Origin of the sequence: Duganella sp. S19_KUP01_CR8 (genome assembly GCF_036688705.1) — a bacterium.
GTDB lineage: Bacteria > Pseudomonadota > Gammaproteobacteria > Burkholderiales > Burkholderiaceae_D > Rugamonas.
This window is the reverse complement of record NZ_JAQQPR010000006.1, coordinates 67,642-80,228: the sequence shown is the minus strand read 5'-3', so window position 1 is coordinate 80,228 and position 12,587 is coordinate 67,642. Positions and strand designations below refer to the sequence as shown.

Genomic DNA, 12,587 nt, shown 5'->3' with positions numbered 1-12,587 from the left:
AACGAGACAGAAGAAATGGCTAACCGATGAACGTTCTGCTCGCGTCACATAAAGTGGCGTAGGCTAGGTTTACGCGACGGGCATCCGATAAGAGCTTTGAACGCTCGGTAGAACTTAATAGCGTTGTGTTGGCTGGGCTTGACGTTTGAACCATCTGCCTTCGCGTCATTTCCAAATCTCCCCATGTGGCTCCGGGCTTCGCTCTTAAGATGCGACAGGCATCCTCTACACTCATGGAATGCTCGCTTGATGCAGGTGGCTGGTGCTGAGGCAGCAGCGCATCTGGTTTGGGTGTGCGTGTTGGCGACGCGGTTGTCGCATCGTTCGCAACCGATGATGCAGTGGCAGATTGCGCCTCGCTCCAAAGCTCGCCTTGCTGATCTTCTGCTTGTTTTGCTCGGGCCTTGGCCAAAATCGCTTTAAGCCTGCTTACACTTTCGCTGGGCTCTTCTGCTGCTTGCTGGCTCCCTGAGTTGTTGGCAGTATTGAGGGCCTTCTGGACCTTCTGATCCAATGCCAGCGCCCTGGGCACGTTTCTATGTTTCAGCTCAGCCGCGAGTTGAACGAGTACATTTTCGTCCGTGGGAGAACTCGAAAACATCGCTTCGAGGTCTACAATGGTTCGCTGCATCAAGGGGCGGTCTGCCATGTTTACAAGGCCTCCTCAAGTTCGGAATCAGATACGCCATACGGGTCCACTTCCTTCGCGTGAACCCAGATAGTATTGTCCACAGACTCCGCGCCGAGCGGTTCGATACCCAAGTCACCAAGGCTCTTCAGCAGGTCTGCCAGCGTTTCCTCACGTCGCCGGACGAACGTGGATGCAAAGCAGCGCCAGAACGTCCAGCCAGCGCGCTCCAACACCCGTTGACGCGCCATATCGTCCTGCCATTGGCCGGGACCATGGAATCTGTCGCCGTCACACTCAATGGCCAGCCGACGCCCTTCAGCACCTTCAACGACAAAGTCAATACGGTACCCGCCACAAGGAACTTGGGGTTCGACGCGAAAGCCGCGCTTGACCAGTTCGTCGAACATCTCCAGCTCAAAGCCAGATTCACACCGTTCGCGAAGCATCTCGACCTTGTGGGCATCTTGGGTGAAGGGTTGGCGGAAGTGACGCAGCACGCGACCGTTCAACGAATCCTCTTTCATTTCGGCTTCGGTCTTTGACCGGAACAGGTACATGCGGTCACGGGCACGGGACAGTGCTACATTGAACCGTTGGTGCATGTCGGCGCGATTGGCCGTGTCGCGGTCCCCGGGGCCCGCCACCATTGAGATGAGCATAATGTCGCGCTCGCGGCCCTGGAAGACTGGCGGCGGCCCGACTGCAATCTTGCGGGCGACGATGTCCGCCGGCGAAATCTGCATATGAACCATGTTGTGAATCAGGGCGGCCTGTGCGGTACCAAGCAGAGTCACCACGCCAATGCTGCGACCTTGCAGCGAGTCATCCTCTAGGATAGCTTTGAGCTCTTCCACGATAGCTTTCGCCTCAGGCTCGTTCACGTCACCATGGCGATAGCCGCCTTTGACCAATACGTCTACGAGCGGCGGGTCCAATCGTTCGTTTGCCTTGGGCACGCGCAGCGGCTTGATGTCCCCCTCATAGAATTCCCGATTAGAGAATTCTATGATCGCAGGGACGCACCGGAAGTGCTCCCGAAGCATGACCGAGTTACCGGCGAAGACGACGCGCGCCAAGTCGTATATGGACTTGTCGGGGGTCATCTCGGAGCCATGCGGCTGGTCTCGTAGGAAGCGCGCAGCAAGTTCCTGAATCTTGGCCTCAGCAGTACCGACAGCGGACGGCGATACCTGTTTGTGGTCCCCCACGACTAGGACTTTCTTGCCGCGCAAGAGAGCGGGCAACGCCCAGATATCCGATTGGGATGCTTCATCAATGACCACCAGGTCGAATAGCCCGATTTCGGCAGGTATCGTTTCGGAGACGCGCCATTGTGGCAAGACCCAGCACGGCACTGCTTTATAGGCGCGCAACATGGCGTCTCGCGCATTCTTCCTGTGACGAACGGCGCGCACGCCAGTGCCCGCCCCCATCGCGTGGATGGCATTTAGATATGCCTGCAGGGCCTGGCGTACGCTTGTAGGCGAGTTATTGAAGACGCCTAGCCACGTCTTCTCGGCGATCAGCTCCTGATAGGTCCGGGCCAACTGGGCTGTCAAGGTACGACGCTCATCGAACAACCGCTTCAGCCGTGCGTGGCCGTCAATCTTATCAAGGAACTGCACGGCGAGGCGCCAGTTCCATGCGTCACGCCAAGTAGTCGGCGTGTGTAAGTCATGGTCCGTGTTAGCGGGCTGGATGCGTAGGCGGTTTGCCCACTGAGGTGCGCCGGATGCGACAAGCTGCTCCGTTACAGCCGCAATGGTGCCCAAGGCAGGGAGAAGCTTGTTGAGCCGCGCCAGCTCAGCCTGAAGTGCGAGCCAGGTGGTCTGCAGAACAGCCTCGTCTGCGGAAGCGCGTCCGAGAGACTCGCTGAGGAAAGCGTGCAGCTCATTGACGATACCGCCAGTATGGTTGTCCAACGACTGAAGCAAGTCGAGCACGCGGGTCATTGCATACGCAAGCCGGTCTTTATCGAGATGAGCCTGAAGGCTCTGTGCAATAGACGTAACGTATGCTTCGCCGCCTTCCCACATGCCTTCGGCGACACTTTGTCCCAGGACCTCATCCAACCGTTCAAAAAGCGTAGCGTCGTAGTCAAAGGTTAGCGAACGTACATGCTCAATTGGGCCCCGCAGTTGAACAGCCCGACGAAACGATGCTTCGACATCTGAACCAACAGATTCCAAGCCAAACTCTTGGCCCAGAGAGTTCCAGCTTGCCAGCACTTTGCGCACGTGGCCACGCCACTCGACAACATGTGCAACTTCAGCCCATTCCGCCGTGCCTGCGGGAGCGGCTCCGAGGATAGTGACGGCGGATATTGCCTTTCGTGCCTCGCTCTTCCCGAATGGCAGACCAAATGCGCTCTTCCCCTCAACCAAGCGCTCCAACGCCGTATGAAAATCGGAATTCAATTCTGCATTGACTGGGACTTCAATGGCCTTTGGCACGAAATCGCGCCGGTTGGCTTCCAGCTTTTGGATGGAATCGCACACATCAAGTAACCCTTTCAGAACTGGGTCCGATTCCTGCATGTCTGCAAACCGTTCTTGGACTACGATAGTCCAAGCTTGCCCAACTTCCGCCAGTGCCTTCTGGATGCCTGCGCGCCCTTTGAGAAACTCCAAGAGGTCCTGAGCTCGCTGGTAAGTCTCGGCACGGGAATCAACCAAGGGATAGAGACTACCTTGGGCCACGCTTTCTTCGATTCTACGGGCACGAATGATGTCACGGTGGAGCCCGAGTAAGTCCGACCATTCTGGAAGTCGGCCGTCTAATGGCAAGCTGCAGTTCCAATAGGACAAGTCTTCACGCACGATAAGGCGAGCTTGTCGCAAGGCGACAATGTCTTCATCCGAAAAGGGGAGCGTGCCATCTTGTGAGGGCGGCGGTAGGTCGTCGAACCACGAATGCTGCTCCATCTGCTCCACAACCATCTTTGCCATTTCCTCGGGCGAGATATCGCGTCCCTGGAACGAGTAGTTACGCATGTGCTTGGCTGCATGGGCTGCTGCCGATTGGTCGACATAGGCAATCTTAGCGTGGAGCTGGTTCAGGTCCTGCTCCAAGCCGGCGATTTTCGACGCGGCGTGCGATGGGTTGTATGCGGAAACACTCGACGCGATGGTTTGGATTGAGTGTTCGAACTGTTTCATGCCATCCCGCTCGTCGGATAGCAAAGCGACACTCAGGGGCCGTATTTGTTCGGGCAGCTTCTCTTGTAAAACGGCCAGTGCTGACTCGCCCTTGGCAGTGACAAGAACGCGCTTACCTTGCGCTAGGAAGTGGCACACGACGTTCGCGATGGTGTGCGATTTTCCTGTCCCCGGCGGGCCTTGGACGACAACGCCATCGTTGGTCTCCAGCTTTCGGACTATCGAGAGTTGCTCTTCGTTGTAGGGCATCGGGAAATAAAGCTCCAACGCTCCATCTGTGCTCTCGCTGGACGAGAGACCGCGGAAAGGCACTTCCGGCCGCACCCGCACCGTCGATTCGCCGTGTTCAACGAAGCTCCGAATTACGTTGGGCAGATTTTCAGCCGACTCCACGACTTTTTTCAGACGTTCAATGTCTTGCAAGAAGATGTCCCCGGAGCGCCGGCGACCAAACAAGACCCAAGTGTCGGACACGGTCAGATGCTCTTCCGGCGTTGGCGCAGTCAGGTCGTCATTGTGGGAGCGGTAAGAGCCCTTGGGGTCAAGGTGGCCGACTGATGCCGTCAGCACCCCTTCAAAGCTGCTCAATTCAAAAGGATTGACCCTCTGTGCGTTGGTCGCCGAAAAGCTCTTCCAGAATGCCTCTACCTGGTGAACGCCGGGAATTTCCAACGCGGCGTAGCAGTCAATCTCCAACTTCGGAGAAATGTCTCGCGGGCGAACCTCTAAATCCAGCGTGTCCTCATTGAGGGTTACTTCGCAGACTTGAACAAGCAACGGATGTTTGATTGGCGCCGCCGTACCCGGTTTCTTCCACGCTGCGTTACCGATACCCCAAGCTAGTTCGAGTGGTGTTTCAGCACCCTCGGTCGAGATGGCTTGCTGCAAGGAGTGCAGTTTCTGGTATTGGCTAATGACCTTTCGACGTGGCTTTTCGGCAGTTGCCCAAGGGGTCCATTGATATTCGACGTACCACTCGAAATGCTCTTTGATGTCCGGATAGTCCGTAAGCTCCAGCTTGCTAACGACGACCTTGTTATCGACCACGTCGATTTGGGTGCGCAATTCTGGACGTTTCTCGGGTGTCTTCGGCAGCTGAACCCAAGGTTTGAGCGCCTCGTCTAGCTCAGGCGGTGCTATTTCCTGCAAGCGGGGCAGCCGAAGCCATACGTCATCGCCGTCGACCTGCAGGTTGAATTGGAGCTCAGGCAGGCTTTGGAGGTCTTGCTGATAGGCGCAGTAGTAGTCGATTGGAACCGTGAAGGCGGGTTTAGCCTTGAGCTTTTCAACTTGCTCGATGTAGTCAAGCAAGCTCAGGACTTGGGGCGCTCCCTCGGTCAGTATTTGGTTTCCCATATATTGGATTCCGCCAGGGCGTAGACGGTGAAATTATTGTTATCAAGCAGGTCACGATACTCCTATTCTGAACATGATTCCATAGGGAAAAGTCGACCGATTGGAAAAAGCATTCGGTGCATCTGCTTCATGATCACATGCAAACGTAACGCGAGTGTAGCGCGACGGCGCATCATGTCAGTCGAAGAGTAGCTTGATGCCTTGCCGGGTCTGATAGTTGTAACCAGTAGCTGTGATTGCTGAGCTTTTGATTTTGTCGGTCATGCGCAAGGGGCCTGCGGAGTATGAGAACGTACAGGAACAGTGCGCAGGCGAAATTTACAAGAATGCAATATGATTGATTTTCACGGAATTACTTGCCTCAAAGGAACTGTCAGTGCAAACTGTCCAAGATAAGCATTCGCAGGGGCGGCGTCGTGGAAACAGCGTTATATCAAAGTAAAGTAGTAACAGTCGGGGTTTTTCAGCGCATTCGGAAGTCGAGAAATGACCATGCGTCGTGTCCTGGCTGTGGTGAAGTCCTATTCGTATCAGCGGCCGCTAGCGTCAAAAAAACCGCCAGCTTCAATCACCGGAAGCGGCAGCTTGGCGAAGAGCATTGCCCCCTCTCATATCCTTATCACCCTAGTTACAGCTGGCTACCAGAGGCCCCGGAGGGGGCCGTCGATGCACGCGCGGAAGCTCTTAAGCGTCAATTCTACGAAAAGGAAAACCTTCAACGAGCATTCGTCTTTCTCGTTAATCTGACTGGGAAAGGCGCCATGTCTAGTGCTGTGTTTGCGTTGTTGCTCAACAAGGCAAACAAACTGGGTATCTGGAATTACGCGGAAATGCCAATTTGGGCTGTGCCGTATATTCTGCTAACGCTTACAGATTTTGTAGTGAGGCCTAAAGCTGGAATGCCAGAACGCATCCGTTTCGTCATCGATAAACCGTTGCGCTCAGAGCTGAAAACGACATGGCTAACCCCGGGGCAATGTAGCCTAGCACGCCTTCCAGTTCAATTAGGCCGCGTCAATTCTGCAAAGCAGCAGGCGAGAACGCGACCAATGATCGGGACCTACAAGATTCCCCTAGCGTTTTCGGAAACAATTTTTCTTGATTTGACCAAGGACACAAGCTGGCTTCACGAGAACTTGAAAAACTTGTTCGAGGAAATGGAAATGGAGCCGCTTGATGAGGATGATGAGCTCGAGGCTCAAATCGAAGCCGTCCTGCCGGCCTATCCGCCTAGCAGAGTGTCAGAAGCAAAGGGGGGTGGTTCGCCGCATGCGCTTCCGCAGCAATCGAAAGAAGAGCCTTCTGCACTGCGTAGGGCTACTGCTCCGCCTTCAGCAGACGGTCAGCCAGCATCAGGCATTCCAGTGAAACCTCTATCGCCGACGCCAATCAAAGTTGCGCTTGCAACAGACCAGGTGGTGGTCGGCCCGACAGAAAACTCATGGCCTGAGAAACTGGAAGCGCGAAAACCAGCAACAGTCAAAACCCAGAACAACCAGCCGGCCCCAACACTCAAGACTACTTTGCAGAGTAAACGGGTTAATAAGCCATCACCCGGAGGCAACATTCAGAAAACTTGGCAGCGGGCGACCGACGCACTCAGGCGACTTTTTTCTTGGTGATAGATTACGCTGTCCAGCAATCGGATATCTGTCTCGGTTGTCGCTTTATGTGTTGAACATCCACCGGTTCAATCAATCCCATTCTATTGTTGCCGGCCGAGTGTAGCATCTTCGATGACTTAGCTGCGGTCGCGCAAAGGCTTTTGGGCTAGTTTCGAATTTACGAGCTATCAACTAGCTGGGAGGACTGTCGGCAGAGTCGGCCTCGACCGCTAGGCGTCCTACGTTATCAGATAAAGTAGCGAGGATTCTTGCGTAAACAATTCGATCAATATTTGGATTTTCGAGCAAAATTGTGGATGTCATTTGAAATAAAGAGACGGCCGTCATATGCAATGGGTCCGTAAATCCGGAGTTACTGCGCCCAACCAGCATCACTGGCTGCTTAGCTTCGCTGACTCCTAGAAGGGCATCACTTGGCCTGTGGCCGCTATGGACATGCTGAGAAGCCCATTTGTACCGCGGCCGCCAATGATCCATCTGGACCGCCTTTTCGATGTCCGCGAAGGTCGGGCTTTCCTTTGTAAAGGCAGGAGCCGCCCATCCCCAGTCGCCTTTGATTTCTCCTCCGATAACCGCAATCGCAGCTGCACATCTGGCGTCAAGGTCCGCCAAGTCTTCCTCACCGAAAGGCTCGAGATTTGCCCGGGTGGCGTGCAAGTTATATTGCCTCGCTGCGCGCTTTGCTTGGAAGTCAAAACTCGCCAAATATCGTAGTGCAATGGTTCCGTCGTTCTCGCTAATGAACATGGCGGTCACAGTCAATTCGTGTAATGAGCGCCATCGGCTGAGTGCAGCATCAGGAAAGCCACCTTTGAGTAGGTGAATAATTTCACGAGTAACGAGGATCGCACGTGGAAACAACTGGCACAGGGCTATGAACCGATAATCGCTTTCAGTTTCGGCTAGTTCGCGCCCTTCTATATCACAAGCTTCGCCTACCTCCTCCGCTATTGCCACCATCGTTTCAAGCGCATCAAATGGCCTTCGCCACCGCTTAAAATTTCGTCGCTCAAAGCCTCGATCAGACACTCTCCGTTCACGCAACATATGAGGAGCTCGGGACATTAAACTTTGAAGAACCTGTTCTGGTAAGAGATCGAGCATAGCGGGCTGAATAGATTCCATAATTTCAGCCTCTATTGAATCAAAGTCTTTTTCGCCCTTTTCTAGCTCCGCATGTGCAATGCCGCGCAAGTGCTCGAAAAACGATTTTTCTAGTCTTCGCAGTAATGGGCCTTCATCGTTCATACGAGTTCTTCCGTCCTTATTGGTTGGCGAGAAAGTGACAGCGACCATCGGCAGTATCCTTAAATCATGGGATGTGTGAACTGCCTTAGAACGCTGGGTACAGTAGACATCATTCCTATGGGACGCCTCTAGCAATTCCTTAGACGAATCGCAGCGGCAAAATTGCACTCGGCGTGCCACGCTGAACGCTAATCGCCGGTGATAATTACTCCAGGGAACGCGGAACCTGCACCGTAAACATGCTTAAAGCATTGAGTAACCGAGCGCTGATTGTACCGCTCAAGTAACTCATAATTGTTCTTAACGATTGGTACCTCAAGCTGCGGCGTTCGAGTGACTTTAAAAAGCTCCAGCCTATCTTTCGGGAATCCCATGGCATCGAGATGAGCTGAAGAGAACGTTATGAACATTTCAGCGCTTGCGTGAAATTCTAATGCTAAGTGCGGCGACGAAGAGACCTCGTTGAAAGAGCGATCTGATAGCAGCACCATTGGTTGGTCGAATACGAAAACATGCGCGCTCGTGTAGTTGTCCTTGTTATTTATCAGGCCGCTTATCACTTGGTCCAAAAAGGTTTCTGTCATGCCCACGTGCGGGTAGAGCAGCATGAACAAGGTCACTAGCCAGCGCCTGTATTCCTCTTCAGTGACACTTAGCAACTCGCAAATCCGAGCCTGTCTTGGGTTATGGCCGTCCCAAATGCGTCTATAGGTGTTATAGGATTCCCGGTCTGTTGGGTGGTGGTTAGCCAGTGGTGGAAAGGTGTCTAGGCATTTCCGTATCGTGTATGGGTTGCGTGCGAAATCGAGGAATTTCGCACTGAGAATAGCTAAAATTTCTCTCTGCAAGTCGAGTCGGCCTGCGCGGATTTTCTCAATAAGAGATACAGTGAGTTTAGGAACATCACTTTCGTAGCGGTGGAACAGGGCCTCAAAATTTCGCCGCATTTGCCCCGTCAAATCAAACGTGTACAAATCCTTTAAAGCAAGATTGTGTCTAATTGGCATGCCGTTTCTGCTTGCCCTAGCGATTGCGTTCTCTCCGACCCTACTATACGAATGAATATGACTTATTTCTCCGTTTCGTGACGGCGAAGCGTTCAAGCTCTGTATCTTCTGGGCGACGAAGTGCTGGTTTTCTGTGAGGTTAGGAGGCAGCGGGCCGTCGCTGTTAGTCATAGCACACTTTCTTGAGGATGCAATGCCTTATCCTAGCACTGGAGCATTTGCGGCTGGAAGATGCTCGGCAGCAATTTTTCGTCCGGCGACAGAAGTTGGTTAATTGCGTTGGTAATGCACTTGGGAACATCATGCTTCATCCATGGGAAAGCGTCAGACATGGAAGCCAGTGTGAGAATGTGAGGATTTTTCACTTTGGCAACATGTTATCCTCGAGATGCTGGCCGGCACATTTAGACGCTGATTTTGACATCAGAATTGATCGAGCACCCATGAATCGGGCCGACAGGTTTGCCAATTTGAGGGCCTTGATGGTTCCCCCTCCAGGAGGCTGAAACTGCACCGATTCGTTCCTTAGCCAGATTTTTAAGTGTAGAGATACGCCAAATAACTCTAAAAAATGCAGGAGGGGATCGTGTCACTTGAAACAGCCTATCTATTGCCAGGAGCTTACTTGCTCAAAGGAGATGAGACCGGATTCTTTGAGACATACAGAGGCGTTATCGAAACGCCGACCGGTAAAGTTAGCGCATATGTGAAGTTGGTAGGCAATACGACATTAGCTAACGAAGTCGTTAGCACATTACTTGGTCGAGGCGCTGGCCTACCAATCCCTAAAGGGTATTTTGTTCACGTTTCTGCGCAGGATTACCCTGAGTCTAAATTCCTTAAGGGACAGCGGTTGCTCTCGACCATTGCTTACGGCTCTACAAACGCTAATGCCCTGAGCTTTACAAGGCAGTTCCACATTATCAATGATGACGACGAAGCTGATGCCTTTGTGCGGCTTTTCCCACTTTGGCCAACGTGGCGCGACGCAGTGGTCTTCGATGAATGGATTGCCAACTGCGATAGAAATGTTGGAAATCTCTTGATAGGTGCGGATAACGAGGTGTGGCTCATCGACCACTCGCATGCGTTCACTGGTCCCAATTGGCAGGGCTGCATGCTACGTTCGGGGGCATATACAAAAAATCGTGTTGCAGAACATGTCGGACGATGCGTCACGATCAAAGAAAAGTATTCCCTAGGAAAACATGTCAATAATCTGGCGGGAAAATTCAAACAACTGCAGGTTTCAGAAATTATTGATGCGAGCGGGGTCAACCACTTGCTTAGTGACGTAGATGTGCAAGCGCTGAAACGATTTCTTAGTGAAAGAATCGAATTGTTGCCGGCGAAGATCGCCAATCACGTAGACATACCCAATTTGTTCCCGGTTCAATAGTTATGCAAGAACCTACCTTACTGCAGACCCTGCAATTTGCTCCGCGGCGCAGCAATCACTATGCGCGGTGGGCTCCTATCTATCTCGAGCCTCTCGTAGGCTCTGGCGAACGGCTTTGCATAGCTGTCGCCGTTGTAGACAGCCAAAGGTCTATCGTCTATCCGGTGCCGAGCATTGAAAGATTGACCTGCGTCTACGGGCAACATGCAGCTGCACTGGTTAATGCAAGCAATCTCGCCCTCGGTTCTATTCAAAGACATCTGTCGAAGAATGGTATCAACTTTCTCAGCGATTGGTCGAGGCCTATGGAGGGGGTTGAGGTGGGGGCTATTCGCGAAGGCGCCGGGGAGAACCTCGAAGACGTTGCTCGCACCGCACTGATGCAATGTGCATCTCTCGCAATTCATCTCTCGGAAGAATCTGAAAGCCAAGACCCTGAAGCCAAAGCCGCCGAGTCTTCAGGAAGACTTGAATCCATGGTGAAAGACATCGTCATCGCCGCACGACCAGAATTGGCTAGGTTCTTCGGAGTGAGTTTCAAGGTGTCTGAGAAGGCTCGCCCTGCATATATCGGTTTCGCAGGGCATCAGCTTGTCGCAAATTTTGGTATCCTCGTTCCAGGTAAGTTGTCCCCTTTGGTAAATAACGCTAAAGCAAAATTGTGGGACCTTAAGCAACTCAAGTCAGGGGCTATGGACGGCTTCTTTACTACAGATAGCATAATGGATTTTGAACTGCTCCTGCATCGCCCTTACAACAATGACCCGTCTTACAGCGAACGCCAAATTAACGCGCTGAATGCTGCCGCGCTTGAGCTCGAGGAAGAGGCTGATAAAGTCGACGTCCGATGTCGACCAATGCACTCGACTTCGGAAATTGCAAAGTTTGTCTTGAGCAAAGAGGCTGCTTAGAGCGTTGCACGATTCATATATCCGCCTGGTGATCCACTGGCTACCTTCCATACTAGGAGATTTATGTCGCAAACAAAGTTCGTAAGATTAGCGCCCTTTACAGTGGAGCAGCGCACGACTATTGCAGTGGCCGCGACCAATTTTTTTTCAGTGCAGGACCCGAATGAAATTTATAGTATTCTCGGGAAGAGTCGGCAAGGCAATACTATTCAGCCGCTTTCTGGATTCGAATTCCTGACGTATCTGGATGCGAAGGGCATCCTCCCGGAAGCTCGAAGATACCAGTACATCATCGGTCGACTTTTGGACGCCTTAGAAGCTGCTGGATGGCTTACTTTTATGGGCGTTAGCCATTCGACCATGCTACCTAAGACGTATTACTCAATGAAGCAGGCGACTAACATTGAGGGGCGAGGCCTATATATGCTGGCGCAACCTCTCGGCGTTGATTTTTTGCACAGACTAATTGAGCCAAATCTTATACATATCACAGGGACGTTGAAAGGCGACGTTCACGCTGGCACAGGTATCCTTATCGACAAAAACATTATCTTGACTTGTGCACATGTTATAAATGACATGAAACTTGATGAGGCTTTAACCATACGAGGGGTTTCCCATCGGGTAAAGAGGGAAGTAACTCATCAGGATATTGATGTAGGCCTTATTTATCTGGACGGACAAGCTGACAATAATACCGGTGCTCTTCCTTTTGTTGAACCAGAACTCGGGATGAATGTTGCAATTTTCGGATATCCAAAAATACCAATTGCAAGAACTGCACCGTTAACTTTGCAGAAGGGCGAAGTTACTTGTGCGGAAATATATACGGTCTTCAGCCAGCGCCTGTTTTTATTTTCTGCGATTGCACGACCGGGGAATAGTGGTGGTCCGATTTTATCAACTAGTGGTCAGTTCCTGGGACTGGTTTCACAGGATGTAACTTTAGACGATAAACCTTCGAAACAAAATGAGAGTGGTTCAGTCAAACAGAAGAGGAAGAATGAAAAGACTAAAGATGAGTCGAGGTGTGAAGATGATACGAAGTGGTCAGCATTTTCACCTCATTATTGTGGCATTCCGACAGGTGAGGTCGTTCGCGCAGTTCGGGGTCTTGATCCGGCAATTGTTCTTCCGGTCGAGGACTATCAATAGCGGGATAGCAGCTCGAAGAATTTGAAATCTCCTAAGAAAGTTGATGAGCGGATGTCGGAAGCTCGGTGGCGCTGCTAACCTTAATTGCAACTAGCCT

General features: G+C 52.2%; 8 protein-coding genes. 4 read left to right on the top strand and 4 right to left on the bottom strand.

The annotated features are described in order from the left end of the window. Window positions 1-19: 19 nt before the first annotated feature. Window positions 20-649, bottom strand: a complete 630-nt coding sequence (locus V6M89_RS07895) for a hypothetical protein (protein ID WP_332852679.1) — start codon at window positions 647-649, stop codon at window positions 20-22. Between the two features lie 2 nt (window positions 650-651). Beyond that, window positions 652-5,145 (bottom strand): AAA domain-containing protein, encoded by a 4,494-nt coding sequence (locus tag V6M89_RS07890; protein WP_332852678.1) that lies wholly within the window; start codon window positions 5,143-5,145, stop codon window positions 652-654. Window positions 5,146-5,561: 416 nt separating this feature from the next. Here V6M89_RS07890 and V6M89_RS07885 point away from each other — a divergent pair, with 416 nt between their 5' ends. Then, window positions 5,562-6,767, top strand: coding sequence for a hypothetical protein (locus V6M89_RS07885; protein ID WP_332852677.1), 1,206 nt, complete (start codon window positions 5,562-5,564; stop codon window positions 6,765-6,767). Window positions 6,768-6,941: 174 nt separating this feature from the next. On the opposite strand, the gene V6M89_RS07880 is transcribed toward V6M89_RS07885, so the two are convergent. Both V6M89_RS07880 and V6M89_RS07875 read right to left on the bottom strand, forming a co-directional pair. Beyond that, window positions 6,942-8,018 carry a DUF5677 domain-containing protein gene (locus V6M89_RS07880; RefSeq protein WP_332852676.1) on the bottom strand — a complete coding sequence of 359 codons (1,077 nt, stop codon included), beginning with the start codon at window positions 8,016-8,018 and terminating at the stop codon, window positions 6,942-6,944. A 188-nt stretch (window positions 8,019-8,206) separates the two neighbouring features. Next, the gene (locus tag V6M89_RS07875) at window positions 8,207-9,196 is read right to left on the bottom strand and encodes a hypothetical protein (protein ID WP_332852675.1); all 990 of its coding nucleotides are present in this window, start codon (window positions 9,194-9,196) and stop codon (window positions 8,207-8,209) included. Window positions 9,197-9,611: 415 nt separating this feature from the next. On the opposite strand from V6M89_RS07875, the gene V6M89_RS07870 reads away from it, so the two are divergent. The 3 genes from V6M89_RS07870 to V6M89_RS07860 all read left to right on the top strand — a co-directional run bounded on the left by V6M89_RS07870 (window position 9,612) and on the right by V6M89_RS07860 (window position 12,490). Then, window positions 9,612-10,424, top strand: coding sequence for a HipA family kinase (locus V6M89_RS07870; RefSeq protein ID WP_332852674.1), 813 nt, complete (start codon window positions 9,612-9,614; stop codon window positions 10,422-10,424). A gap of 2 nt (window positions 10,425-10,426) precedes the next feature. Then, window positions 10,427-11,335: a hypothetical protein gene (locus V6M89_RS07865; RefSeq protein ID WP_332852673.1), complete on the top strand. Its 909-nt coding sequence runs from the start codon at window positions 10,427-10,429 to the stop codon at window positions 11,333-11,335. A 63-nt stretch (window positions 11,336-11,398) separates the two neighbouring features. Further along, window positions 11,399-12,490, top strand: a complete 1,092-nt coding sequence (locus V6M89_RS07860; protein WP_332852672.1) for a S1 family peptidase — start codon at window positions 11,399-11,401, stop codon at window positions 12,488-12,490. Window positions 12,491-12,587: the final 97 nt, after the last annotated feature.

Bases quoted from the DNA above. Each gene is read 5' to 3' on its own strand.
- V6M89_RS07895 (WP_332852679.1), bottom strand. From the start codon at position 649: ATGGCAGACCGCCCCTTGATGCAGCGAACCATTGTAGACCTCGAAGCG.
- V6M89_RS07890 (WP_332852678.1), bottom strand. From the start codon at position 5,145: ATGGGAAACCAAATACTGACCGAGGGAGCGCCCCAAGTCCTGAGCTTG.
- V6M89_RS07880 (WP_332852676.1), bottom strand. From the start codon at position 8,018: ATGAACGATGAAGGCCCATTACTGCGAAGACTAGAAAAATCGTTTTTC.
- V6M89_RS07875 (WP_332852675.1), bottom strand. From the start codon at position 9,196: ATGACTAACAGCGACGGCCCGCTGCCTCCTAACCTCACAGAAAACCAG.
- V6M89_RS07865 (WP_332852673.1), top strand. From the start codon at position 10,427: ATGCAAGAACCTACCTTACTGCAGACCCTGCAATTTGCTCCGCGGCGC.
- V6M89_RS07860 (WP_332852672.1), top strand. From the start codon at position 11,399: ATGTCGCAAACAAAGTTCGTAAGATTAGCGCCCTTTACAGTGGAGCAG.